Consider the following 23,125-nt stretch of genomic DNA (forward strand, 5'->3'; position numbering starts at 1 on the left):
ATGATTCATCAGCATGCTTACTATTGGTGGGTCAGTTGTTCGCGAAAACCAACCCCACGGACGAGTGCCCCATGACTACTCAAGACTCAGCCCATACCAGCACAGCCAAGGCTCAGACCGCACCTTCCCCGGAGGATTCGCGCAAGCCGGACAGTCCCAACGACCTCGTTAAACCCACGTGGATGTATATCGCCAAGCGGACGCTCCGGGAGTTCAGCAAGGACCAGTGTCCCGACGCCGCTGCGGGCCTGACGTATTACGCCGTCCTCTCCCTGTTTCCAGCCCTTCTGGCGCTGGTTTCCCTGATCGGCATCTTCGGAGACGCAGGCAAGACCACGTCGTCATTGTTGGATATTGCGCAGCAGTTCGCGCCGGGGCCGGGCGTTGACGCCATGCGCCAGCCGATCGAGGAACTGACGCAGTCCAACACGGCCGGGTTCGCCTTGGTTTTCGGTATTTTGGTGGCGCTCTGGTCAGCCTCGGGCTACGTCACCGCCTTCAGCCGGGCCATGAACAGGGTCTACGAAGTGGACGAGGGCCGCGGATTCATCAAGTTGCGGGGCACGATGCTGGCCGTCACCATTGTCGCCGTCGTCGGTGCCGCACTCGCCGCAGCCATGCTGGTCCTGAGCGGCCCCGTGGCAGAAGCCATTGGCGGGGCTATCGGATTGTCGGAGACGTTCCTGACCGTCTGGAACATTGCCAAGTGGCCCGTCCTCATCGTCGTCGTGGTGGCCATCATCGCAGTGCTCTACTACTTCACTCCCAACGTCAAGCAGCCCAAGTTCCGGTGGATGAGCATGGGCTCCCTGATCGCACTGGTGATTTTCGCCCTGGCATCCCTTGGCTTCGGCTTCTACGTTGCAAACTTCAGCAACTACAACAAGACCTACGGCGCCCTGGCCGGCGTCATCATCATGTTGCTGTGGCTATGGATCCTGAACATGTCCTTGTTGTTCGGTGCGGAATTCGACGCCGAGATGGAGCGCGGACGCCAGCTGCAGGGCGGTATCGAGGCCGAAAAGAGCATCCAGCTGCCACCGCGCGATACCAAGAAGAGCGACAAGATGCAGGAAAAGGAAGACCAGGTCATCCGGGATGGCGAAGAAATCCGTGAAACGCACGGAGACGAACCCCAGCAAACAGATGGTGGAGATCGCCGCCGTGGGCGCTGAGATGCAACACAAGAAACTCAAAACCATCAAGGGCGGCGACAACGTCTGGATCGGCGGTGAAATCTTTCAGGTCAACTCCGTAGAGCCCCAAGACGGCTCCCGGAGCATCAGCCTTGAACTGCAAGGGCACGACGGCGGATCGGTCACCTTTATCGGACTGCCGAAGGCCAAAGTGCAACTCGCGGCGAGAGCCTCCTGAACCGGAGCGCTCCGCGGACGACGTTCCTGCCGGTCTGCGGATTCCCAAGTGGTCCTGGGGTGGACTCGTAGAGGGACGAAAGCTCAGGCCTCGGCGGGAAAGCCCTGATCGGCGTCATCCCACCAGCCCTCCCAGGCGCTGGACGTCAGTCGCACGGCAACAGCGGGGGAGTGCTCGGGGCTGGATTCGCCGGAGGGACCGCTGTGGTTGCCGCTGGCATCGAGGAAAAAGCTGAGTGTCTTCAACAGCATCATGGTGGTGTCCTTTCAGTGGTTTCGTGGACGTCTTTGTCCAGGTAAAACCAGCGTAAATGGCCATTGTTTCCTCTCGTCGACGCAATGTTTCAGCTGTGTACCTTTTATCTCACCTGCCCATTCCGCGACTCACAGCTGACACAAACAGGGTGTACCGCCACCACCTGCTTTGGGAGCCAAGGCCCCTGCGACACAGCCTCATTGCGGCGTGTCAGGCCGGTTCGGAAATCAAAGTGGGTGACAGCCGAACGCCCTGCCAGGACGGACACACAACCGGGACACCAAAAAACGGGCCCCTGCCGTGACCGTGGCAGGAACCCGCTGGCTTTTGGAGCGATCCTCCCGCGGAGCTTAGGGCATCCGCGGGAGGATCACGTTGTTACGCGAACGGGAGGACGAGCTCCGCGTAGCGCTGCTTCATGGTTTCCAGGACGGTGTCGCCGTCGGCGTCCCAGATCTCCTGGTTGAAGATTTCAACCTCGATGTCGCCCTTGTACCCGGCGTCCCTGACCCAGGTGCCGATGGTGGCGAAGTCGATGACGCCGTCGCCCATCATGCCGCGCGACAACAGCGCGTCCGCAGCGATCGGCAGGTTGAAATCGCACACCTGGTAGGAGGCAATGCGGTTCTCGCGGCCGGCACGTTCGATCTGCGCCTTCAGTTCCGGATCCCACCAGACGTGGAAGGTGTCGACGGCGACGCCAACAGCCTTTGCGTCGTACGGCGCGGCGAGATCGAGTGCCTGGCCGAGGGTGGAGATGAGCGCGCGGTCTGCTGCGTACATCGGGTGCAGCGGTTCCAACACCAGGCGCACACCGTTCTCGGAGGCGAAAGGAACGAGTTCCTCGAGGCGGTCGGCAACGCGCTGGCGTGCCGCCACAACGTCCTTCTCACCCGGGGCGAGCCCGCCAACCACCAGGAACAGCTCCTGGGTGTCCAGTGCTACGGCTTCGCGGACGGCCTCGAAGTTGTCAGCCAGGGCAGCGGCCTGTCCCTCGGCATCGGCTGCGGTCAGGAAGCCACCGCGGCAGAGCGAGGAAACGCGGAGTCCGGCGTCCTTGATGAGCTTGGCTGCCTTGTCCAAACCAGCTTCGGCCACGCGGTCACGCCACGGTCCGATCGCGGGGATGCCGGCACGTGCGCAACCGTCAACGGCTTCAGCAAGCGTCCACTTTTTGGTGGTGGCGCTGTTCAGCGACAGTCGGGAGAAATCCGCGCTCATGCGCCCACCCCGTTGATCCGCAGGAAGTCAGACATCCGGAACGCGGCCAGCGACGGATCCTTCAGCAAACCGGCCTGATCTGCCAGTTCGAAGGTCTTGGCCAGGTGCAGGACCGAGCGGCCCGAGTGCAGGCCGCCGACCATCTGGAATCCAGGCTGCTTGCCGTTGAGCCAGGACATGAAGGCGATCCCGGTCTTGTAGTAGAACGTGGGGGCGCTGAAGATGTGCTTTCCGAGCTCACGGGTGGAGTCCAGGATGGCGCGACCCTCGGCGCCTTGGCCGGCGTCGTACTTCTGCAACGCGACCGAAGCGGCCGGGTAGATGGCAGCGAAGATGCCCAGCAGGGCGTCCGAGTGGTGCGTTTCGTCGCCGTCGATCAGCTCCGGATAGTTGAAGTCGTCGCCGGTGTAGAGGCGGACGCCTTCCGGAAGGTTGGCCCGGAGGGCCACCTCGTGTGAGGCGTCCAGCAGCGAAACCTTCACGCCGTCAACCTTGTCCGAGTGCTCGCGGATCAGGCTGAGGAACGTTTCGGTGGCAACAGAGACGTCGTCCGAGCCCCAGTACCCAGCCAGCGCGGGGTCGAACATGGTGCCCAGCCAGTGCAGGATGACCGGCTGGTCAACTTCCTGAAGGAGCGTCGAGTAGACGTGCAGGTAGTCGTCGGCGCCGTTGGCGACCTTGGCCAGCGCACGGGAGGCCATGAGGATGACTTTGGGTCCCGCTTCGCTGACGACGGCGATCTGCTCGCGGTAGGCGTCGATGACAGCCTGGATGCCCGCTGCGCCCTCGGGGAGGGCTGCGATATCCAGCTGGTCGGTGCCTGCGCCGCAGGAAACGAGGTCGCGGACGGACTTGCCCGTAATCGCGGCGTTGCCCGATGCCACCACGGAAGCGGCTTCGGCACCGGTGCGCTTGATGAGCTGCTGCGTAGCTGCCCAGTCAAGGCCCATGCCGCGCTGCGCGGTGTCCATGGCGTCGGCTACGCCCAGCCCGTAGGACCAGAGCTCGTGCCGGTACGCCAGGGTGGCGTCCCAGTCGAGCTGCGCCGGGGCGCCGGGGGTGTTGTCGGCTGCAACTTCGGGGATGACATGGGCTGCGGCGTAAGCACGGCGGGCGGTCAGCGGGGCTGTCGGCTTGACCCACGCAGTGGCGGGCTGAAGGCGGTACTCGCGGGTGCCGCCGTCGTCGGTGGGAAGAATCAGTGACGTCATTAGAGGGTGATCTCCGGGATGTCGATGGTGCGGCGCTCGGCCGAGGACTGGAGGCCGAGCTCGGCCAGCTGCACGCCGCGGGCTGCGGAGAGCAGGCCGAAGCGGTGCTCGCGGCCGGCAACGACGTCGCGCAGGAATTCTTCCCACTGCAGCTTGAAGCCGTTGTCCAGCTCAGCGTTGGCGGGAACTTCCTGCCACTGGCTGCGGAAGGATTCGGTGACGGGCAGGTCCGGGTTCCAGACGGGCTTGGGGGTGTGGGCGCGCTGCTGCGCAACGCACTTGTTCAAACCGGCGACGGCGGAACCGTGCGTGCCGTCGATCTGGAACTCCACCAGTTCGTCGCGGTAGACGCGGACGGCCCAGGAGGAGTTGATCTGGCCGATGACGTCGTCGCCGCCCGGGGTTTCGAGTTCGAAGATGCCGTAGGAGGCGTCGTCAGCGGTGGCCTTGTATTCTTTGCCGGCCTCATCCCAGCGTGCGGGGATGTGCGTGGCGGTCTTGGCGTTGACGCTCTTGACCTTGCCGATGATGCCTTCAAGGACGTAGTTCCAGTGGCAGAACATGTCCGTGGTCATTCCACCGCCGTCTTCCTTGCGGTAGTTCCAGGACGGGCGCTGTGCAGCCTGGACGTCGCCTTCGAAGACCCAGTAGCCGAATTCGCCGCGGATGGAGAGGATGCGGCCGAAGAAGCCTTCGTCCACCAGGCGGCGGAGCTTCACCAGGCCGGGGAGGTACAGCTTGTCGTGCACGACGCCCGCGGTGACGCCGGCGTCCTTGCCGATCTGTGCCAGCTCGATGGCCTCTTCCAAGGTCTCGGCCGTGGGCTTCTCGGTGAAGATGTGCTTGCCGGCGCGCATGGCCTTCTTCAGGGTGGCGGCGCGGAGGCTGGTCATGGAAGCGTCAAAAATGATGTCAACGGTGGGATCGGCGATGACGGCGTCCAGGTCGGTGGTCCATTCGGAGACCTTGTGGAGCTCGGCGAGTTCGCGGATTTTGGCTTCGTTGCGGCCCACCAGGATCGGTTCAACCTGAACCTTGGTGCCGTCTTCGAGGGTGAAGCCGCCGGCGTCGCGAATGGGGAGGATGGACCGCAGCAGGTGCTGGCGGTAGCCCATACGGCCGGTGATGCCGTTCATGGCGATGCGGATCGTCTTTGTTTCGTAGCCCATGTTTTCTCCAGTGCCTTGTGTGCCGGTCGCGGTGCGGAAGCCGGTGCTTGCAGTTCAAGTGGGAAAGCGCATTCCCGTTGACATCGATCATGCACCATGACTCGCCGGATTGGCAAGCGCTTTCCCAAAACTCGCGGAAGACTGACATAATTTCCCTAGCGCCAGTCCCGACGCTTGCAGACAAGGAGGGCCCCGTGGCCGCCAGCACACTGAGTGAAGTTGCCCGTTTGGCCGGGGTATCCCTGGCCACCGCATCCAGGGTCCTCAACGGCTCGTCCCGGAAGCCCGCCGAAGACATTGCCGAACGCGTCCGCGAGGCCGCCGATAAGCTCGGCTACGTGCCCAACGCGCAGGCGCAGGCGTTGGCCAAGTCGAGCTCGGGCTTGATCGGACTGGTTGTCCACGACATCGCCGATCCCTACTTCTCTGCGATCGCCCGCGGAGTCCAGGAAGCTGCCCGTCAGCAGAACCGCATGGTGCTCCTGGCCAGCACTTCCGGGGCTCCTTCGGACGAAAAAGAGGCCGTGGCAGCCTTCGCTGCGCGTCGCGCCGACTCGATCGTCATTGCCGGTTCGCGCTCCGTGCGGGCTGAGGACAAGCAAGGAAATACCGAGCTGGCCGCAGAACTGGACCGCTATTGCCGCAATGGCGGTCACGTGGGCGTTGTTGGCCATCCGGTGGTTGGCGCGTCCACTACCGAGGGCTACCACGTAGTGAAAGTCCCCAACGAGGAACTGGCTTCCGGCCTCGCTATGGAATTGGCCGCCACTCATGACGGTGCTTTCCTGATCATTGCCGGTCCCGAGGGCCTCTACACTTCGGACGACCGTGTCCGCGGTTTCCAGCGCGGGCTCGCGGACGCTGGGAGGCCCGCCGCCGAGGTGATCCGCACTGGATTCAACCGGGCCGGCGGGTACGAAGCCGGCCAGGCGCTTGCCGAACGGATCAAGTCCTCCACAGAGCGCCTCTGCATCTTTGCAGTCAATGACGTCATGGCCATCGGCGTTACCGCTGCCCTTCGGCCGGAGGGCGTGTGGATTCCCCGCGACGCCACCATCGCCGGTTTCGACGACATTGAGACCCTCCGCGACTTCCGGCCTGCACTGTCCACCGTGCACCTGCCGCTCGAGGATATTGGCCGGCTCGCAGCAGGAGATCCGGACACTCCTCCCGTCAGCGGCGCGGTCAAGCTCCGCCGCAGCACCGAAACTCCGGTGGACTCACAGGTATGACGACGGCGGGGCCACCAGCGCAGGCGCCCCGGGCGCTGACGGTGATTCCCGCCGTCGAACGTTCCACCGGCGACCCTTCCGCTCAAGCCGCGCCGGCCATCCTGGTGCTTCCCGGCGGGGGTTATGCGAAGCAGGCGGACCACGAGGCCGAGCCGGTGGCTGAATGGCTGGCTTCGTTGGGAATCCACGCGTTCGTGCTGCGGTACCGGGTGGCGCCGAATCAGCACCCGGCTCCGTTGGTGGATGCCAAGCAGGCGATGCTGTGGATCCGCAGCGGTGATCACGGGCTGAAGGTGGACGCCACGAGGGTGGGCGTCCTGGGGTTTTCGGCCGGCGGGCACCTCGCGTCCACGTTGTCCGTGGAGGTAGCCACCGGCGATCCTGCGTTGGACACCATCGACGCTGTTCCGGACCTCAGCATCCTCTGTTATCCGGTCATTTCGTTCCTGGATTCTGTCCATCAGGGGTCCGTGGACAACCTCGCCGGAGCGGGTGCCGCCGCTGAGGTTCTGCAGGAGCTTTCAACGGATCTGCACGTCAGTCCAACAACACCGCCGGCATTCCTGTGGCATACCGCCGACGACCAATCCGTCACCATCAGCCACAGTCTCGCTTATGCCGGCGCGCTCAGTAGGGCCGGTGTTGCCACGGAGCTGCACGTTTTTCCGAACGGTATTCACGGGCTTGGTTTGGCCCTGGGAACACCCGGTGCCGAGCAATGGACCGCACTCTGTGCCGCGTGGCTTCGCCGGATGGGTTGGGCTGCGTAGCCGGGTATGGCTCTCGCCGAAAAGACTTAGTCCTCACCCAGAGTAATGGTGTGGAGGAAGGAGGCGTCGTTGATGACGTTGTCCGGAAGGTCGTCCTCGACGAACTCCAGCATGATGTCCAGATCCTTGCCGTTTCCGCGCAGGACGTCAGTGACGGTCTGCCACAGCAACTTCCGGTTCCGCAGCGGGAAGCGTTCGGCAACCGGCCCCCAGGAGAAGCAGTGGACGCCCACCACGTGGGGTAGGACTTCGTGGAGGGACTCCAGCGCCTGCTGGTCTGAAAGTCCGACGGCGGGCTGCCAGTAAGTGCCGACATTGGCGTGGTTCACCCGGGTCAGTAGCTCCAGGGTGGTGGCGGGCGAATCGGTGAGGGTGTTGCCGTGATACTCAAACGCGATAGCGACGCCACGGGCGGCTGCGAGATCCGCAATCCGCTGCGTGTCCTTCACAACTGCTTCCCAGTGTTCCTGGCTGGCGCCGGCCGAACCCAGTTCGCCGGCCCACACCCGGATTCGTGGGGCGCCGAGCGCCGTGGCGAGGTCCAGGACACGATCGAAGTCTCCGAAGGCGCCGCAGCGGTAGTACGAGCCGAGCGAGAGAACCGTGAGACCCGCCGCTTCAGTTGATTCCTTTGCGTGCGCCGCGGACTCCGCATCGCTGACGTGCACATCAGTGCCCCACTCGATGCCGGCCAGGCCTGCGTTTGAGGAAATTCGGACCACCTCGTCGATCCCGTGGGAGCGGAGAGTCACGGAACAGATGCCAGGCGTGAGGTCAGCCAGCGTGGTGAGGTCGATCATGCTTACAGGATACCGGGAATGCGCTTACCCGGTAAGGGCGTATCGCCTGCTGAACATTTCCGCACCCGCTCCCGCCGCGCGCGCCCCTTAAGCGCAAGCGCCGCACCCGTTCCCGCAGATCGCACCAGAGGTTACTGGTGCGATCGGCGGAAAGGGGTGCGGCGTAGGTGCCGAGTCAGCGATGACAATGACCGCACTCATCAATGGGACTACAGCTCTAGCCAATAGCGACGAATCGGTTCGGTGACGCCCAAATCCGGAGCGAAGCTCTCCGGAGGGCGGACGCTTTCAAGAACGCCGCCGCACGCCTCGATGGTGCGGGCTGAGGCTGCGTTCGGCTGCTTGCATGTCACCAGCACGCGTTCCATTCCGAGCGCACGCGCTTCTTCCAAGGCACCCTTCAGCGCAAACTTGGCGAGACCGTGACCCCTTGCGCTTGGCCGAATTCCGTAGCCAATGTGGCCTCCCACCTCAGTTAGATAGTCATTGGCCAACGAGTGCCTGAGGCTGGCGGCGCCCAAATATGCATCCTCCCGAACCACCCAGATGGTGCTTTGGTTGGCCAAACCTTCGGGAGGTTGAAAGTCGTCCTTGGCCATCTGATGCAGGACATCAACCCACTGGGCGAAGTCGCTGCTGTCGCGGAGATCCAGCTCGTATCTCGCAGCAACAAAAGCCGCCGAGCCATCCTGGTTAAGGGTTCCCCACTCGTCCCAGCTTTCCAACCAGGACGCATGGAAGCTGGCAGACGGTTTGGTGAGGTTGGCGTGAATCATTGGGCGAGCGTACTACGGCTGCTTCCGGTGCCCGGTCCGCTAGTTCGACTTGTTCAGCGTCCGGCCCATGATGGCTTGCGTCAGGGCGTCGATGACTTCGGCATTGGCCAGTGGATTCCGGATCAGCGTGAAGTCCACGTCGCCCACCGGCGGCAACCCGAAGCGCTGGGTGATGACCTTCAGGTCCTCGGGCACCAGCGATGCCGGCATCACGGCGACTCCAATCCCGGCCCGGACGGCCGCCAGCACTCCGCTGATCTGCTTGGTGCTGCAGGTGATCCGCCATGTCCGGCCCTCCGCTTCCAGAGCATCGATGGCGAGCTTCCGGCTCAAACTCGGTGCCGGGTACGCAATCAGCGGAACAGGTGCGCCCGGTTCCAGCACGGTCTGCTCCACGCCCACCCACGCGAAGTTATCGTGGCGGACCACCGTGCCCTCCTTGGCGCCGGCCACCCATTTCACGAACACCAGGTCCAGTTGCCCGGCGTTGAGACGCTTGTACAGCTGATCGCTTTGGCTGACAGTGAGCTCAAGGTTGATCTGCGGGTAGAGCTGCCTGAACTCGCGAAGAATCCGGGGGAGGCCGGTGATGGCGAGGTCGTCGGCTGTCCCGAAGCGGAGGCGGCCCCGCATGGCCGAGCCGGAAAAGTAGCGGGCCGCGGAATCGTGGGCAGCAAGGATGTTGCGGGCAAAACCGGCCATGGCATCACCGTTGTCAGTGAGCCTGACTTCGCGGGTATCCCGGGCCACGAGCACTCGCTTGGCGGCGGCCTCGAGCTTTCGGACGTGCTGGCTGACGGTGGGCTGCGCGAGCCCAAGCCGTTCTGCTGCCTTGGTGAAACTCAACGTTTCGGCAACGGCCAAGAAGGAGCGGAGCTGGACAGGTTCAAACACGGAACTCCTCTGAGCGCAGGTCAGCGCCGGGCCGAAGTGCTGCGCCGCTTCCCCGGCGCTGCAAGCCACCCATTGCATTCCGCAATGCTAGTTATAGGCGCAATACGCTTCCATAATTGCTGCTGGCAACCATAGCGTTAAACGTATCCCACCGAAACTCTCGATCCGAGGACTACTTTTGGCACCCCCACCGCCTTCAGCGGCAAACGTCAGCCAGCCCGTCATCGATTCCCTGTCCGCTCCTCCGGCTCCGGACACCGTCACCCAGCCACTCGCCGTCGTGAGTGAAAAGCTGCCCTGGCGTCACACTTTCATCTCCCTGAAGGTCCCCAACTTCAGGATTTTCGCGATCGGCCACTTCATTGCCGTGATCGCCATCTGGATGCAGCGCATCGCCCAGGACTGGATGGTGCTGCAGCTGTCCGGTTCCGTCACCGCCGTGGGCATTACCGTGGCGCTGCAGTTCATGCCGTCACTGTTCCTGGGCCCGTGGGGCGGCATGATTGCCGACCGCTTTGCCAAGCGCAAGATCCTCATCATCTGCCAATCGGCGGCGGCCGTGCTGGCTGCATTGCTGGCGGTGCTCTCGTTGAGTGGTCGCGTCGAAGTGTGGCACGTGTACGTCATCGCACTTGCCCTCGGTTTTGTGACGGTCCTTGACCAGCCTGCCCGGCAGGTATTCGTCAACGAGCTCGTCGGCCCCAAATACCTGCGGAACGCCATCAGCGTGAACTCCACAACGTTCCAGCTGGGCGGCTTGATCGGTCCCGCCCTGGCGGGTGTGCTGCTCACCGCTGTCGGTGCCGGCTGGGCCTTCGCTGCCAACGCCGTGGCCTGCTGCTCCACCGTTGCCATGCTGCTGATCCTTCGCAAGGACCAACTGCACCTCAGCCAGCCGACGCCCCGCAAAAAGGGGATGCTGCGTGAAGGACTCAACTACGCACTCAGCAAGCCCACCATCTACTGGCCATGGTTGATGGCCGGGTTCGTGGCCGTTTTCGCCATGAGCCTGCCTGTGTTGCTGGCCGCCTTTGCGGACCACGTGTACGACGCCGGTGCCGGAGGCTACGGCTTGCTGAACGCGATGGTTGCGCTCGGCGCACTGATCGGAGCAGTGGCGTCCACCCGGCGTCGCCAGCTGCGGTTGAGGTCGGTAGTGACGTCGGCGGGGTTGTACGGACTCATGCTCTGTGTATCATCGCTGATGCCCTCCATGGTGTGGTTCAGCGTCACCATGGTCCTCGCCGGATTCTGGTGCCTCATGTTCCTCACCGCGGCCAACCAAATGGTGCAGACCAGCTCCAACATGAGCATCCGCGGCCGTGTCATGAGCCTCTACCTGGTGGTGCTGATCGGCGGTCAGGCCATTGGCGGCCCCATGATGGGCTGGCTGGCCGAGCACTTTGGTCCGCACCTTGCTGTCCTGATCTCAGGTGGCGTGCCGGCCATCGCCGCTGCGGTAGTCGCCGTCGTCCTTGCCCGGAAGTCTTCGCTGCACCTGAAGGTGGACCTGCGTGACCGACGGCGGGTGCTGCGGATCGTGCAGGCACCCCAACCGGTGTAGCCAGGATCCCGGCCGGCTTAAACAGGTGAAGCGCCCGCGGCATGACCGCGGGCGCTTCCTGTTGAGCTTCGTTATGCCGTTGGCAGGTGCGGGTACTCCGCTGAGCGTCCTTGGAATTCCAGGATATCCGGGTTGCGGATGACGCCGTCGCGGATTTCGATGGCCCGCGAGATGGTCTCGTTGGCATCCCACCCGCCCGGGCCTGCGGCCACAGTGTCCAGGAAGGGAAGCAAGGCTTCGCTGATTTCCCAGCTGGCCGAGTTCCACAGATACGACGGGCTGTGGTCCACAGCGTAGTAGTTGACGTGCCCGCCCACACGGAACATGGGCTCGTCGAAGGTGGTGGTGCGTGCCCAGCTGAACCCCATTCCTTCGTCGCAGGAAACGTCCACAATCAGGCTGTCAGCGCGGAATTCCGTCAAGTCTTCCGTGCGGAGGTAGGTCAGGGGAGCGTTGGGATCCTGGAGGGTGCAATTGACCACGATGTCCGCCGCGGCCAAGAACGGCGCCAAGGGCTTGCGCCCCTTGTCCGTGATGACTTCGCTGAGGAACGGCGCATTGCTGTCATGGTCGAACTGCACGATCCGCACCGAATGAATGGGTGACCCGACGGCGGCGACACCACGGTTGGTCAGGACCTGGACGTCGTGGACACCATGGGCATTCAACGCCGTCACGGCACCGCGGGCAGTGGCACCGAAACCGATGACGACGGCGCTCAGCCGGCGGCCGTAGTCGCCAGTGGAACCAGTGAGTGCCAAGGCATGCAGTACAGAGCAGTATCCGGCGAGCTCGTTGTTCTTGTGGAAAACATGGAGCCCGAAGCCACCGTCGCCGGCCCAGTGATTCATGGCCTCGAAGGCGATCAGCGTGAGCTTCTTGTCGATGGCCAGTTGCGTGATGGCCCGGTCCTGGACGCAGTGCGGCCAGCCCCACAGTGTTTGGCCGTCGCGGAGTTCGGCCAGGTCCTGGGCCTGCGGCTTGGGCAGGAGGATGACGTCGCTGCCTGCGATCAATTCCTGGCGCGTACCGAGCCCACCCACCAGCGATTCCAGCGTGCTGTCAGAGACGCCGAACCGCTCGCCGTAGCCGAATTCAAACCGGAGCTGTTGGCGCACTTCCGGGTCGATGCGCTCCAGGTGCTGGGGATGGATGGGGAGGCGGCGCTCATTGGGCTTCAGCGAGGAAGCGAGGACGCCTATGCTCAGCTGGGCGGTTGGCGCGGTCACTTCTTGTTGCCGGTAGAAGGCTTTGCAGCCTCGGTGGCGGAGGACTCAGTAGCCCGCTTGTCCGCCCTTTTTTCCTTGATGGATTTGCTGGATTTCTTCGATGCAGTTTGGCGCGGTGATTTGTCGCCCATGATGGCTCCCTTAGAGCGGAGCCGAAATGGCTCCTGACTCCTGACGATACACCTCGCACGCAGAAGCAGTGGCCGCGGTCACTGTCCTTGGGGTCACTGCGCCGGCTCGGCCGCAGGACGGCCATGGGTGACACGGTGGGTCACACGATCGGCGGTATCGTCCAACGCTGCCGCCTTTTCCACCGGCTCCAAGTAGAAGCGCGCGCTGTTGATGATGCCCCCGTCCACGCCGAAGATGATGACGCCCGTCATTTCGTGCGGCGTACCATCGCGCCACGCACCCTTCAGGTGCAGCTCGGTCCAGATGGAGCTGCCGTTGACGCTGTGCGAGAGCAGATGCGCTTTGATGTCCGGAACACCGGTGAAAAGTTGCTCCCAATTGCTGCGGATAGTGTCCCGGCCAGTGAAGCCCCTGGTGGGATGCGCCGGTGTTTCGTTGACATAGCCCGGCGCAAAGCAGGCCGCGAGGCCTTCGAGATCGTGCTTGTTCGTGGCTTCCAGCAGGCGGTTGATGACGGCGAGCGGGCCCGCCTCATCAGCGTCGGTGAGAGTCATTGGAGGACCTCCCGGATAAGTGGATGTACGGACGAGTTTAGGCTCGTGAGCCCCTTTGGTCGATGGGTGCGTGGCCCGGATTGGTGAGTACCGCCGTCGGGCATTCAGTCCTTGGACGCAAAGAAACCCCGGATCGTGGGATCCGGGGTTTTCCTTGAGCGGGCGACGGGAATCGAACCCGCGTATCGAGCTTGGGAAGCTAGCGCTCTACCATTGAGCTACGCCCGCGCTGCCCGGGAATTTTCGCCCCGAGCGAGTCCTAGCTTAGCGCAGTTGCGGGGCTGCCCATGACAGGCGCGTCGGCCGCCTACTTGAACAGTTTCAGGCCGTTCCAGCCGGAGCCCACCTGGCGGTAGGTTGTCCACTGGCCCCGGCCGAGTCCGTAGTTGTAGAGGTTGCCGTCGGCGGTCTGTGCAGTGATGCCGCGGGTGCCCGCGCCAGTCAGCCCGAAACTGGGGGCCAGGACGCGCATGTACTGCCAGCCGGTGCCCACGGTAGTGGCCGGTCCGTAGAAGCCTGCCCATCCATCGCCGCGGTAGTTAATCAGGGCGCCGGAACCTGTCCTGGCCAGGATGTCGTTGGCGCCATCGCCCTCCCAATCGGCAATGGTCAGTTCCATGCCATTCCAGCCCTTGCCGATGACCTGCGGGGCGCTCAGCGCACCACCAAAGGTGTTGGGGTAGTAGCGAAGGACACCGTCCGGGAAATAGCCGACGACGCCGGGCCGGCCATGCGCGTGCGTCCACTTGCCCACGGTGATGGTCATGCGCTCCCAGCCGCCGTTGCCCACCACAACCTGGTTGGCGAACCCGCCGCCCGGAAGGCCCCGGTACACACCCAGGACGCCGTTGTTCCACTGCGCCAGGATGTCGTAGACGCCATCAATGTCCCAGTCCACCACGAAGGCCTGCTTCAACCCGGACCAGCCCGAACCGATCTGGACGGCACCCGCATAGCTGCCGGCCGCCGTCGCCGGGTAGCGCAACAGACGGCCCGACGCGTCAGCAGCCACCAGGTCCGCGCCGGACTTGATGCTTGCTGCGGCTGCGGTGTTGCCCGCAAAGTAGTGCTCCAGCGTCGGGAAACCGCGCCGGTTCATGTCGGTGGCCAAGGCTACGCCCACATACCGCAAATGCCATGGCTCGTAGCTGTAGCCCGTGGTGCCCGTGTAACCGTTGGGGTAGCGGACAATGAAGCCGTACTTGTGGGCATTCGCAGCTACCCACTTACCCGCTGCGGTATCGCCGAAGCAGGTGCTCAAGCCACAGTTGCCGGCGGCGTTGCCGATGTCCATGGCGAGCCCCGTCTGGTGCTCGCTGTACCCGGGGCGCGCCGAAATGGTGTCCGCATAGGCCTGCCCGTAGATGCTGACGTAATACGCGTAAACCTGCTGCTGCTGCGCGTAGGACCGGTACCCGCTCACGATCGACAAGCCACCCGTGTCTGCGTCAGCTGCGCCCTGGAAAAGTCCGTTGAGCCACGCGGCAGCTTCCGCCCGCATGTACTGGCCGGAGCCACGCGCGTTGATAAGGTCCGACGGCGCGTAGGTAGCCGGGTTCAGTGGCCGCGATTTGTTGACCAGGACCGAAAAGTTGGCAGGGTCCCCAACGGGGTCGACGCTCGGCAACGGGTTGGCCGTTGCGGGGACCTTTGTGGTTGCTGCAGCCGCGGGTGCTGCCGCCGTTGGTGCTGCCGCCGTTGCGGGAACGGCGGTGACAACGCCGCCAGCCACCGCCATGGCGAGGAAAACCGCGCACGCGGCCACCCGGCGTCGTGCATTCCCTGCAATAGTTTGATGTCCCAGAACCCGCATAACGCCCCCAATTCGGTTTTTGCCAGCCTCGGGAACTCTACCCCGTGGGGCCCGCCGTGTCAGTCGTAACTTTGTGAAGCGCCAGATAACCATTCGGTCAAGGCTCGCCTCTTTTGTGCCCCGGCACGGCATGCGCTGTCTATTCTGAAGGTGTTAGCTGCAGCGTATGGGGAACCCGGCTACTACATATCGAACCGTACGCCGAAAGAGGTTTCCGTGGCATTTGCAGACTACGAAGTGGTGATCGGCAGGGACGCCATGACCGTCTACGGATTCCTCATGGACGGCATGAACAATTCCCTCTGGCGGTCCGGGATCCGCAGCATTTCACTGCGCTCAGGTCTCCGCGGCCAAAAAGGCGCGCTCTACCAGCAGACCATCAATGGTCCCGGCGGCCGCCCCATCGCCGCCGATTTCCAGATCACCGAAGCCCGGCCCGGAGCGGAAGTGCGCTTCGCCGTCGTCGCCGGACCCGCGCGGCCCACCGGCGGCTACTACCTCAGCACCGAAGGCCAAACCACCCGACTCAGGTTCGCCCTGGAATACCACCCCAAGGGCCTGCAGAAGCTCATGAACGGCATGATCCAGAAAACCATGGAGGCCGAAGTGGCCCAGTTGGAACAGTTGAAGACCGTGATGGAGTCACGCTCAGTGGTGTGAGCGCTTCGTATTTCCGGCTCTTATGTCGGGTCGGCTGCCGGCCCGGCTATTGGGCGAGCTTGTAGCCGGTCCAGCCGCCGCCCACCGCCAGGGGCGTCGTCAGCCTCCCCGAGGTGAGGTCCCAGTACTCCAGAACCCCGTTGGTGCCCAAGCCGGCAACGCCGGTGGTATTTGCCCCCGTGACGCCTTGCAGGGAACGAAGTCCGGAGTAATCCGTCCAGGCGGCACCCACGATGGGCCGGGCTTCCTGCTTGGGCGTAGCCAGGCCGCTGCCCCGGTACAGGCGCAGGGAACCATTGGGCTCAACGGTAAGGAGATCCTGGAAACCATCCGCGTTGTAATCCACCATGCTGAGCCGGATGGCCTTGTTTCCGGTTCCGATCGCGGCCTGCGAACGGATGTACGTCATTCCAGCATTCTTGTACAACCACAGGCCGCCCGAGGCATCCATGGCCACAATTTGCGGTAGCCGGTTGTTGGCGCACCAGTTGCCCACAGCAATGTTCAAGGACTGCCAGCCGTGGCCCAGCACTCCGGGCGAACCAAAGCCGCCCGTCTGCCTCCCCGGATACACCAGGAGTGCCCCGTCGGTGCGTTGCGAAATGAGGTCGAAGACGCCGTCACGGTCCCAATCACTGACAAACAGTTCCTTGAGCCCCGTGAAACCGATGCCGATTTTGCGGGCCGCGCCGTACTTCGCGTTCCCCAGCGAGGGGTAGGAATACACAGTTCCGTCCGCCGCGATGGAGACGAGATCTGCTGCACTCCTGATGGAGGCGGAGCTGAGATTGACGGTAGGCGGCTGGTATTTGTCGCCCGGCTGGCACGCTCCAATGGGATCCGTGGGAGGAGTGACCGTCCCGCCAGGTGCATTGGTGGTTCCCGCCGGCAGCGAGGTGTAGCCAAAGAAATTCACCACACCCCACAGCGTGAAGCGGTTGGGCGTGGTCTGCCAGTTGCCGTCCGTGTACGTAATGCCGATGCCCATGACGTTGAACCGGGGATCACGCAGCAGGGCATCGTGGCCCGGGGAACCCTTCCACCACTCCACCAACTGCGCCGCATCACGGTCCCAGCGGACAGCTATGACTTCACCTGCGCCGTTGTTCGGATTAAGCGCACGCGGGTCCGTCCAGAAATTGGCGCGGTGTTGGATCACTTCCCGGGTCGCGATGTTGTTCGACCAATCCTGGGCAAGGCTCGCCACTGTCGCGTGGTACTTCACCGGGGCCAGGCCCAGAGATGCCCGATAGCTGTTGATCGCGTTGAACACCGTCAGGATTGCGGCGGTGTTGCTGTCCGGGAGGAGGGCAAGCGCGCCGTTGTCCGGGTCTGTTGCACCGCTGGGGGCTTTGCCGGGGAAGGGGGCGGTGCTGGGCGTTGGGGTCTGTGGTGGGTTTGCGCTGGGTGTTGGAGTTGCGCTGGGTGTTGGAGTTGCGCTTGGTGTTGGAGTTGCGCTTGGTGTTGGAGTTGCGCTGGGTGAGGGGGTCGCGTCAGCCGATGCGGACGCTGACGCTGTGGGAGTTGCGGTCCGGGTGGGAGAGGGGGTTGTTGTCGGGGTGGGTGTTGCTGTGGATGTTGCGGGGGGTGCTGTTGTCGTTGTTGTTGACGTCGGTGAGGCCGACGGCAGTGGGCCCATGGCTGGCGCTGTCGGCGACGGAACTAGCGACGGTGACGACGGCGACGGCTCGGTTGGGCTGGACGCGGCAGGGTCACTGGCGCCCGGGTTCGCCGGCCCCTCCGTCCCGTCCATCGGGTCCGCCGGCGGACCGTCCGGACCCCACGACGGCCCAATGTTTGGCACAGGCGGCGGCGTCTCGATGACCGGGTCCAGGGCGACGGGCCTGGTCGGCGCACCGCTTTCGGAGCCTTCTTCCGGGACCGGCACGGTGGCGGGGTCGGAGGCTTCGCCGGCCGTGGGGGTATCCGCGGAAGGTGCGGCGTCCGGCGTCGTGCTTGACTCAGGTGCCGTCAAACCAGACTCGACGCTGGAGGAGGGAGTGGTGCTGCCGCTTGGACCCGCATCCGTGGCCGGCAAGATCTGGCTGGAGGCGGCGACGCAGAGGGCCAGCACCCCGGCCAGCACAATGGACGCCGGCACTGCCAGTTTTTTCACAATTACCCCGCGAATGCTCGTTGCCCCCAGGTACGGGCGCGGTTCTACATGTCCGGGAACTATAGTCCCACGGGGCCGCCCGGACAATGCATGGGGACTTGGGCGCATGGGGTATTTTTGATGCTGTGCTGATCTCTGACCGCGACATACGTGCCGAAATAGACTCCCAACGGATTGTTCTTGAGCCGTACGACCCCGCGATGGTGCAGCCGTCTTCCGTGGACGTCCGGATCGACCGGTTCTTCCGGCTGTTCGATAACCACAAATACGCCCACATCGACCCCGCCGAGGAACAGCCCGAGTTGACCCGGCTGGTGGAGGTGGAAGGCGACGAGCCCTTCATCCTGCACCCGGGCGAGTTCGTCTTGGGCTCCACGTACGAGACTGTCAGCCTTGCCGACGACATTGCCGCGCGTCTTGAGGGAAAGTCGTCCTTGGGCCGGCTCGGACTGCTGACGCACTCCACCGCCGGCTTCATCGACCCCGGGTTCTCGGGGCACGTGACGTTGGAACTCTCCAACGTGGCCACCCTGCCCATCAAGCTGTGGCCCGGGATGAAGATCGGCCAGCTGTGCTTCTTCCGGCTGACGTCCTCGGCCGAGCACCCCTATGGCTCCGGTAAATACGGCAACCGATACCAGGGCCAGCGCGGACCCACCGCCAGCCGCAGCCACCAGAACTTCCACCGGACCTCCATCTAGACTCTGCTGCGCCCTCTGCTCTCGCGGCGAGGGGTTAGCTCTCGCCTCTTTCTCTTTGCGTCGAGGGGTTAGCTCTCGACCCTTTGGGTGGCCTTTTCGGTCGAGACGTCGCCCCTCAATGAGGCCTTCTCAGCTCCACTAGTCCTCCACACTGTGGGTAACCTCTCAGCGCATCTTCAACCATGCCAACAATGGCTGATGAGGATTTCTGCACCGCTTCCGTTCGAGATCCGGGGCCGTTCATTTACGCTCGCCGAACAGCGCGCGGCCGGAATGCCGGATCATCGTGCCTGGAATAACGATCTTCGCGTTGCCAGCAGGGGAGTCCGGGTTCCTTGGGGCGAACAACAGGACCCTGCGCACACGGCCCGCCTCCTCACCGGCATAACTGAAGGGGCCATCTGTTGTCGGGAGACGGCTGCAATGCTGTGGGGATGCCCATTGCCTTGGGATGCCCAGCAGGATTTCCTGGTTCATCTGACGAGGTCCGACGGCGCCTTTCGGCCTCAACGCAGGGGAGTCAAAGGACATCGAATGGTGCTCGCTGTGCCGGACATCAGTTCGGTGGACGGGATCCCCGTGACCGGCCCCGCCCGCACGTGGCTGGATCTGGCTGCGGTGCTGGCTTTCGAGGACTTGGTCGCGGCCGCCGACTACTTCATCTGCAGCCAAACCCGAAGCTTTGGTCACAACAGGATTCCCCTCTGCTCTGCTGAGGATCTCAAGGCACAAGTCGATCGACATACCGGCATGCGCGGCATTCGGAAGGCGCGGGCAGCGCTGGAGTTGACCCGCGTGGGCGCCGACTCTGTTCCCGAGACCAGGCTGCGACTGGCCATGGGCCGCGACTTCCTGCCCGAACCTGTCTTGAGCTACGCGGTGCGTGATCCTTCGGGCCGCGAAGTGGCGTGGCCGGATCTCACCTACCCCGAGTTCAAGGTTGCGATCAATTACGACGGCGGCCATCACCTTAGTGCCGCTCAGAAGGAGTCCGACATCCGACGCGAGGCGGCGCTCGCAGCAAACGGCTGGATCTCTGTCGTCGTTACCGCCGAGCATGTAAGGGAACGCGGTTACGAGGGGGTTGCAAAACGCATCCGTGAGTCGCTGATACGCGGTGGATGGCAGCCGGGGGGGGTTAGCTCTCGACCCTTTGGGGGTGGGGGTTTGGTTGAGACGTCGCCCCTCGGCGGGGACGAGGGGGAGCTTGGTGGTTGAGGGGTGAGGTCTCACCCCTTTGGGTGGGGCTTATTTGGTTGAGATGTCGCCCCTCGGCGAGGACGAGGGGAGCTTGGTGTTGAGGGGGTAGCTCTCGACCCTTTGGGTGGGGGCCCTTTCGGTTGAGATGTCGCCCCTCGGCGAGCGGTTTAGGCCGGGGCACGCTCCGGGGTCCGGGGCGGGGCGCCGGGGGTTCGACGGAGCGCCTTGACCACCGGTTCCACGAAGCGGGCGGCCAGCGGACCCAGAATGGCCATGATGAGGACGTAGGCCGTGGCGAGTGCGGCGAGTTCGTCGGGAACTGCCCCCGAAGCGACGGCCAACCCCGCGATGACGATGGAGAATTCGCCGCGGGCGATCAAGGCGGCCCCTGCGCGGAAGCGGCCTGGCATAGCAATACCGGCGCGTTTGGCGGCCCAGAACCCCGTGAGCATTTTGGTTGCCGCAGTGACGACGGCCAGCACAAGCGCCCAACCGAGGACAGGCGGAATCGAAGTGGGGTCGGTGTTGAGTCCGAATGCCACGAAGAAGATTGCCGCGAAAAGGTCCCGCAGCGGCTCAAGGATGCGAGTGGCATTATGGGCCGTTGCGCCGGAGATGGCGATGCCCAACATGAACGCCCCAACGGCCGCGGAAACCTGAAGGGCAGAAGCGATGCCGGCTACAAGAAGGGCCAGCCCCAGAACGTTCAGCAGGAACACCTCGGAGTTCTCGCTGTGCACTGCCTGCGAGACGCGGTGGCCGTGCCTGAGCGCGATGACCAGCACCACGGTGACAACGGCAAGGGCAATTCCCACGGTCTGCAGTCCGCCAAGGAAACCAACGCCGGCAAGGATGGCGGTGAGAATGGGGAGGTAGATGGCCATGGCCAGGTCTTCGAAAACGAGGATGGAGAGAACCACAGGTGTTTCGCGGTTACCAATCCGGCCAAGGTCCGTGATGACCTTGGCCGCGATGCCTGACGAGGAGATATAGGTGACGCCACCCATGACAATGGCACCTACCAGTCCCCAGCCGAGAAGGACGGCCAACCCTGCGCCTGGCAGGAAGTTGAAGACAAAATCCATGACACCGGCTTGCCATGATCGCCGGAGCCCCGTGACCAGCTCAGAGGCCGTATATTCCAACCCGAGCATCAGCAGCAGGAGAATGACACCAATTTCGCCGGAAAGATGGGCGAACTCGTGCATGCCGTCCAGCTTGACGAACCCGCCGGCGCCGAACGCAAGCCCACCAACGAGATAGAGGGGGATGGGGGACATGCCGATTCGGCCCGCTAGTCGAGCCAAGAGGCCGAGGCAGAAGACGACGGCCCCCAGTTCAACGAGGGCTAGGGCGAGCGGATCCATCCCGCTCAGCCGTTGCGAAGGATGTCGGCTGCCGAGTCAAGACCTTCCTGGGTGCCGACCGCTACGAGCAAATCGCCGGTGTGAAGTACGACGTCGGGTGCAGGCGAGGGGACTACCTCGCCTTCGCGCATGATGGCCACGATGGAGACACCACTGCGGGTGCGGATCTGAGCCTTGCCCATGGGCTGGTTGACGAAGGGCGAATCAGGAGTGATGGAGAACTGGCGGGTGACAATGCCTGGTATCTCGCGATGCTCTTCTGCCAAGCGCATGGCGATGTGCTGCCCGCCCAATAGGTTGCCCAGCGTCGAGGCTTCGTCGGCAGTCAACGGAATGGACGCCTGGCAGGTATCGGGGTCGTCCCACGTTGAGACGAAAAGCTCTGTTTCGCCTTCCCGCAGTTCCACTACACCGATGCGTCGGCCCGAGGCCGTGACGAAGTCCTTGCGGACCCCAAGGCCCGGGAGTTCGGTCTCATCCACGTTCATAGCTCCACCCTAAACTGTCCTGAACCGGTGCGGTACGACCCCCGCACTTCAACCGGTCCTTAGTAGTTAACGCTCGGGGACCACAGCTATTTCCACTTTCGCCGGCGGCTTGACCGGCAGGATCACCAAGAGGCCTGCAAGAAGCACCACCATGATTCCGAGGATGCCCCAACGTTGGGCTTCGCCCTCGGCAACCAGGGGAGAGGCGATGGCGATGCACAGGGTGAAGAGGGTGGGAGCAAGGAAACTGACGGCCCGACCGGTGGTGGCGTACAAGCCGAAGAGTTCGCCGGCCTCGCCTTCCGGTGCAAGCCTGGCCAGGTAGGCCCGCGAGGACGATTGCGCCGGGCCTACGAACAGGCACAGCAGCAGGCCGAAGATCCAGAACGTGTTGCTCGCGGGCCACTCATTACCGAGGAAGACGTAGTCCCCGTTGCCCAGCACCAGAATGAAGGTGCCGGCGATGAGGAGGCCCACCAGCGAGAGGACGATGACGGACTTGGGTCCGATCCTGTCGTCCAGGAAGCCGCCGATGATGGCACCGACAGCAGCGACTACGTTGCCGAAGATGGCGAAGAAGATGACTTCCTTGAGTTCGAATCCGAACGTACCTGCGGCGATGACCCCGCCGAAGGTGAAAACAGCCGCGAGGCCGTCACGGAAGATGGCGCTGGAGAGCAGGAAGTAGATGGTGTGTGGGCTGGTCCGGTAGATGGCACCGATACGCCGGATCAGCAACTTGTAAGAGGCCAGGAACCCCAAGGAAGCAGTGGCCTTCTTCGCGGGAACTTCTGGGACGGCGAACATCACTGGCAGGGCAAAAATGAAGAACCACAGTGCAGAGAAGACTGCCACGAGCCTGATGTTGAGGGAGTCCTGCGTCGAGGCGCCAAACCAGTCGAAGGACGGCTGGACGAACAGTTGCAGAACCAGCAGAAGGGCAACTATGCCGCCCAGGTATCCCATGGCCCAGCCAAAGCCGCTGACCTTGCCAATGTTCTTGGGTGTGGAGATCTGCGCCAGCATGGCGTTGTAGTTGACGCCGGCGAACTCAAAGAAGACATTACCCAGCGCGATGAGGCAAACACCCAGCAAGAGGAACTCAGGCTGGGGAAAGACAAAGAAGCAGAGCGCAGTGAGCACGGCAGTGGCGGCCGTGTTGACCCCGAGCCACAGCTTGCGGCGTCCACCGGCGTCCGAACGCTGACCGGTGACAGGAGCAAGCAGCGCAATGGCCAGACCGGCGATGGCCAGGGCAGCACCCAGTGCAGCCGAGGCCGCGTCCTCTCCGCCGAAGGCATTGGAGGTGAGGTAGACGGTGAAAACGAACGTGGTCATGACCGCATTGAATGCAGCCGAGCCCCAGTCCCAGGAAGCCCACGCAAGGATCTGGCCCTTCTTGGAGGCGACAGGTCCTGAGGCGAGCTCGGACGTCGGTGGGGAGGCTTCGGGAACTACGGCCGCGTTCATAGCTCGATGCTATAGCGGAGGGGACAACGGCGGGCGGATGACAGCCCGCTATGTGGAGAACAGGGATTGAAACGTAACCTCCAGCCCGGCTCTTTGGCGAAAAACTGTCCGTCCCGCTTGATAAACTAG

At 63.7% G+C, this 23,125-nt stretch carries 23 protein-coding genes and 1 tRNA gene; 8 read left to right on the forward strand and 16 right to left on the reverse strand.

All coding sequences use genetic code 11. From position 1 onward, the window contains the following. Nucleotides 1–71: 71 nt before the first annotated feature. Together AB4Y77_RS07770 and AB4Y77_RS07775 are read left to right on the forward strand one after the other, a co-directional pair. The gene (locus AB4Y77_RS07770; RefSeq protein WP_311213944.1) at nucleotides 72–1,175 is read left to right on the forward strand and encodes a YihY/virulence factor BrkB family protein; all 1,104 of its coding nucleotides are present in this window, start codon (nucleotides 72–74) and stop codon (nucleotides 1,173–1,175) included. 1 nt (nucleotide 1,176) lies between these two features. Next, nucleotides 1,177–1,374, forward strand: coding sequence for a hypothetical protein (locus AB4Y77_RS07775; RefSeq protein ID WP_442013484.1), 198 nt, complete (start codon nucleotides 1,177–1,179; stop codon nucleotides 1,372–1,374). Between the two features lie 83 nt (nucleotides 1,375–1,457). Here AB4Y77_RS07775 and AB4Y77_RS07780 read toward each other — a convergent pair whose 3' ends face one another. The 4 genes from AB4Y77_RS07780 to AB4Y77_RS07795 all read right to left on the reverse strand — a co-directional run bounded on the left by AB4Y77_RS07780 (nucleotide 1,458) and on the right by AB4Y77_RS07795 (nucleotide 5,230). Further along, on the reverse strand, nucleotides 1,458–1,628 hold the full coding sequence (locus AB4Y77_RS07780) for a hypothetical protein (RefSeq protein ID WP_311213942.1): 171 nt from the start codon (nucleotides 1,626–1,628) through the stop codon (nucleotides 1,458–1,460). A gap of 379 nt (nucleotides 1,629–2,007) precedes the next feature. Next, nucleotides 2,008–2,850 (reverse strand): sugar phosphate isomerase/epimerase family protein, encoded by an 843-nt coding sequence (locus AB4Y77_RS07785; protein WP_311213941.1) that lies wholly within the window; start codon nucleotides 2,848–2,850, stop codon nucleotides 2,008–2,010. Continuing rightward, a complete protein-coding gene (locus tag AB4Y77_RS07790) occupies nucleotides 2,847–4,061 on the reverse strand; it encodes a dihydrodipicolinate synthase family protein (RefSeq protein ID WP_442013485.1) in 1,215 nt (404 codons plus the stop codon). The genes AB4Y77_RS07785 and AB4Y77_RS07790 overlap by 4 nt, the downstream gene beginning before the upstream one ends. Continuing rightward, complete coding sequence (locus AB4Y77_RS07795) at nucleotides 4,061–5,230, reverse strand: Gfo/Idh/MocA family protein (RefSeq protein WP_354227374.1); 1,170 nt, start codon at nucleotides 5,228–5,230, stop codon at nucleotides 4,061–4,063. The genes AB4Y77_RS07790 and AB4Y77_RS07795 overlap by 1 nt, the downstream gene beginning before the upstream one ends. 194 nt (nucleotides 5,231–5,424) lie before the next feature. Here AB4Y77_RS07795 and AB4Y77_RS07800 point away from each other — a divergent pair, with 194 nt between their 5' ends. Together AB4Y77_RS07800 and AB4Y77_RS07805 are read left to right on the forward strand one after the other, a co-directional pair. Then, entirely contained in the window at nucleotides 5,425–6,462 is a 1,038-nt protein-coding gene (locus AB4Y77_RS07800) for a LacI family DNA-binding transcriptional regulator (RefSeq protein WP_442013486.1), read from the forward strand. Then, the gene (locus tag AB4Y77_RS07805; RefSeq protein ID WP_442013487.1) at nucleotides 6,459–7,232 is read left to right on the forward strand and encodes an alpha/beta hydrolase; all 774 of its coding nucleotides are present in this window, start codon (nucleotides 6,459–6,461) and stop codon (nucleotides 7,230–7,232) included. The genes AB4Y77_RS07800 and AB4Y77_RS07805 overlap by 4 nt, the downstream gene beginning before the upstream one ends. A 26-nt stretch (nucleotides 7,233–7,258) precedes the next feature. Here AB4Y77_RS07805 and AB4Y77_RS07810 read toward each other — a convergent pair whose 3' ends face one another. The 3 genes from AB4Y77_RS07810 to AB4Y77_RS07820 all read right to left on the reverse strand — a co-directional run bounded on the left by AB4Y77_RS07810 (nucleotide 7,259) and on the right by AB4Y77_RS07820 (nucleotide 9,702). Continuing rightward, nucleotides 7,259–8,032 (reverse strand): sugar phosphate isomerase/epimerase family protein, encoded by a 774-nt coding sequence (locus tag AB4Y77_RS07810; protein ID WP_442013488.1) that lies wholly within the window; start codon nucleotides 8,030–8,032, stop codon nucleotides 7,259–7,261. A 209-nt stretch (nucleotides 8,033–8,241) separates the two neighbouring features. Beyond that, nucleotides 8,242–8,808: a GNAT family N-acetyltransferase gene (locus AB4Y77_RS07815; RefSeq protein WP_442013489.1), complete on the reverse strand. Its 567-nt coding sequence runs from the start codon at nucleotides 8,806–8,808 to the stop codon at nucleotides 8,242–8,244. Between the two features lie 39 nt (nucleotides 8,809–8,847). Then, nucleotides 8,848–9,702: a LysR substrate-binding domain-containing protein gene (locus tag AB4Y77_RS07820; protein WP_442013490.1), complete on the reverse strand. Its 855-nt coding sequence runs from the start codon at nucleotides 9,700–9,702 to the stop codon at nucleotides 8,848–8,850. 178 nt (nucleotides 9,703–9,880) lie between these two features. Here AB4Y77_RS07820 and AB4Y77_RS07825 point away from each other — a divergent pair, with 178 nt between their 5' ends. Next, nucleotides 9,881–11,266: an MFS transporter gene (locus AB4Y77_RS07825; protein ID WP_442013491.1), complete on the forward strand. Its 1,386-nt coding sequence runs from the start codon at nucleotides 9,881–9,883 to the stop codon at nucleotides 11,264–11,266. A 71-nt stretch (nucleotides 11,267–11,337) separates the two neighbouring features. On the opposite strand, the gene AB4Y77_RS07830 is transcribed toward AB4Y77_RS07825, so the two are convergent. The 5 genes from AB4Y77_RS07830 to AB4Y77_RS07850 all read right to left on the reverse strand — a co-directional run bounded on the left by AB4Y77_RS07830 (nucleotide 11,338) and on the right by AB4Y77_RS07850 (nucleotide 14,994). Continuing rightward, complete coding sequence (locus AB4Y77_RS07830) at nucleotides 11,338–12,495, reverse strand: N(5)-(carboxyethyl)ornithine synthase (RefSeq protein WP_311213933.1); 1,158 nt, start codon at nucleotides 12,493–12,495, stop codon at nucleotides 11,338–11,340. Further along, nucleotides 12,492–12,626 carry a hypothetical protein gene (locus tag AB4Y77_RS07835; protein ID WP_311213932.1) on the reverse strand — a complete coding sequence of 45 codons (135 nt, stop codon included), beginning with the start codon at nucleotides 12,624–12,626 and terminating at the stop codon, nucleotides 12,492–12,494. Before AB4Y77_RS07835 ends, AB4Y77_RS07830 begins: the two co-directional genes overlap by 4 nt. Before the next feature lie 93 nt (nucleotides 12,627–12,719). Then, nucleotides 12,720–13,181 (reverse strand): nuclear transport factor 2 family protein, encoded by a 462-nt coding sequence (locus AB4Y77_RS07840; RefSeq protein WP_442013492.1) that lies wholly within the window; start codon nucleotides 13,179–13,181, stop codon nucleotides 12,720–12,722. A 157-nt stretch (nucleotides 13,182–13,338) separates the two neighbouring features. Next, nucleotides 13,339–13,409: transfer RNA gene (locus AB4Y77_RS07845), tRNA-Gly, on the reverse strand. A 79-nt stretch (nucleotides 13,410–13,488) separates the two neighbouring features. Continuing rightward, the gene (locus AB4Y77_RS07850; protein ID WP_442013493.1) at nucleotides 13,489–14,994 is read right to left on the reverse strand and encodes a M15 family metallopeptidase; all 1,506 of its coding nucleotides are present in this window, start codon (nucleotides 14,992–14,994) and stop codon (nucleotides 13,489–13,491) included. Nucleotides 14,995–15,210: 216 nt separating this feature from the next. Here AB4Y77_RS07850 and AB4Y77_RS07855 point away from each other — a divergent pair, with 216 nt between their 5' ends. Continuing rightward, nucleotides 15,211–15,654 carry a hypothetical protein gene (locus AB4Y77_RS07855; RefSeq protein WP_311213929.1) on the forward strand — a complete coding sequence of 148 codons (444 nt, stop codon included), beginning with the start codon at nucleotides 15,211–15,213 and terminating at the stop codon, nucleotides 15,652–15,654. 46 nt (nucleotides 15,655–15,700) lie between these two features. Here the strand turns inward: AB4Y77_RS07855 and AB4Y77_RS07860 are convergent, their stop codons facing one another. Further along, entirely contained in the window at nucleotides 15,701–17,770 is a 2,070-nt protein-coding gene (locus AB4Y77_RS07860; RefSeq protein ID WP_442013494.1) for a CAP domain-containing protein, read from the reverse strand. A gap of 125 nt (nucleotides 17,771–17,895) precedes the next feature. On the opposite strand from AB4Y77_RS07860, the gene dcd reads away from it, so the two are divergent. Both dcd and AB4Y77_RS07870 read left to right on the forward strand, forming a co-directional pair. Further along, on the forward strand, nucleotides 17,896–18,471 hold the full coding sequence (gene dcd, locus AB4Y77_RS07865) for a dCTP deaminase (RefSeq protein WP_442013495.1): 576 nt from the start codon (nucleotides 17,896–17,898) through the stop codon (nucleotides 18,469–18,471). A gap of 534 nt (nucleotides 18,472–19,005) precedes the next feature. After that, nucleotides 19,006–19,689, forward strand: a complete 684-nt coding sequence (locus AB4Y77_RS07870; protein ID WP_442013496.1) for a hypothetical protein — start codon at nucleotides 19,006–19,008, stop codon at nucleotides 19,687–19,689. A gap of 149 nt (nucleotides 19,690–19,838) precedes the next feature. Here AB4Y77_RS07870 and AB4Y77_RS07875 read toward each other — a convergent pair whose 3' ends face one another. From AB4Y77_RS07875 to AB4Y77_RS07885, 3 genes are all read right to left on the reverse strand, one after another. Further along, nucleotides 19,839–21,038 (reverse strand): cation:proton antiporter, encoded by a 1,200-nt coding sequence (locus AB4Y77_RS07875; protein ID WP_311213925.1) that lies wholly within the window; start codon nucleotides 21,036–21,038, stop codon nucleotides 19,839–19,841. Between the two features lie 5 nt (nucleotides 21,039–21,043). After that, nucleotides 21,044–21,526: a cation:proton antiporter regulatory subunit gene (locus tag AB4Y77_RS07880; protein ID WP_089596429.1), complete on the reverse strand. Its 483-nt coding sequence runs from the start codon at nucleotides 21,524–21,526 to the stop codon at nucleotides 21,044–21,046. A 66-nt stretch (nucleotides 21,527–21,592) separates the two neighbouring features. Then, a complete protein-coding gene (locus AB4Y77_RS07885; protein WP_442013497.1) occupies nucleotides 21,593–22,996 on the reverse strand; it encodes an MFS transporter in 1,404 nt (467 codons plus the stop codon). Nucleotides 22,997–23,125 lie beyond the last annotated feature (129 nt).

The sequence above is a fragment of the Paenarthrobacter sp. YAF11_1 genome (genome assembly GCF_052113445.1).
Lineage (GTDB): Bacteria > Actinomycetota > Actinomycetes > Actinomycetales > Micrococcaceae > Arthrobacter.

Bases quoted from the DNA above. Each gene is read 5' to 3' on its own strand.
- AB4Y77_RS07770 (WP_311213944.1), top strand. From the start codon at position 72: ATGACTACTCAAGACTCAGCCCATACCAGCACAGCCAAGGCTCAGACC.
- AB4Y77_RS07775 (WP_442013484.1), top strand. From the start codon at position 1,177: ATGCAACACAAGAAACTCAAAACCATCAAGGGCGGCGACAACGTCTGG.
- AB4Y77_RS07780 (WP_311213942.1), bottom strand. From the start codon at position 1,628: ATGATGCTGTTGAAGACACTCAGCTTTTTCCTCGATGCCAGCGGCAAC.
- AB4Y77_RS07785 (WP_311213941.1), bottom strand. From the start codon at position 2,850: ATGAGCGCGGATTTCTCCCGACTGTCGCTGAACAGCGCCACCACCAAA.
- AB4Y77_RS07790 (WP_442013485.1), bottom strand. From the start codon at position 4,061: ATGACGTCACTGATTCTTCCCACCGACGACGGCGGCACCCGCGAGTAC.
- AB4Y77_RS07795 (WP_354227374.1), bottom strand. From the start codon at position 5,230: ATGGGCTACGAAACAAAGACGATCCGCATCGCCATGAACGGCATCACC.
- AB4Y77_RS07805 (WP_442013487.1), top strand. From the start codon at position 6,459: ATGACGACGGCGGGGCCACCAGCGCAGGCGCCCCGGGCGCTGACGGTG.
- AB4Y77_RS07810 (WP_442013488.1), bottom strand. From the start codon at position 8,032: ATGATCGACCTCACCACGCTGGCTGACCTCACGCCTGGCATCTGTTCC.
- AB4Y77_RS07815 (WP_442013489.1), bottom strand. From the start codon at position 8,808: ATGATTCACGCCAACCTCACCAAACCGTCTGCCAGCTTCCATGCGTCC.
- AB4Y77_RS07835 (WP_311213932.1), bottom strand. From the start codon at position 12,626: ATGGGCGACAAATCACCGCGCCAAACTGCATCGAAGAAATCCAGCAAA.
- AB4Y77_RS07840 (WP_442013492.1), bottom strand. From the start codon at position 13,181: ATGACTCTCACCGACGCTGATGAGGCGGGCCCGCTCGCCGTCATCAAC.
- AB4Y77_RS07850 (WP_442013493.1), bottom strand. From the start codon at position 14,994: ATGCGGGTTCTGGGACATCAAACTATTGCAGGGAATGCACGACGCCGG.
- AB4Y77_RS07870 (WP_442013496.1), top strand. From the start codon at position 19,006: ATGGTGCTCGCTGTGCCGGACATCAGTTCGGTGGACGGGATCCCCGTG.
- AB4Y77_RS07875 (WP_311213925.1), bottom strand. From the start codon at position 21,038: ATGGATCCGCTCGCCCTAGCCCTCGTTGAACTGGGGGCCGTCGTCTTC.
- AB4Y77_RS07880 (WP_089596429.1), bottom strand. From the start codon at position 21,526: ATGAACGTGGATGAGACCGAACTCCCGGGCCTTGGGGTCCGCAAGGAC.
- AB4Y77_RS07885 (WP_442013497.1), bottom strand. From the start codon at position 22,996: ATGAACGCGGCCGTAGTTCCCGAAGCCTCCCCACCGACGTCCGAGCTC.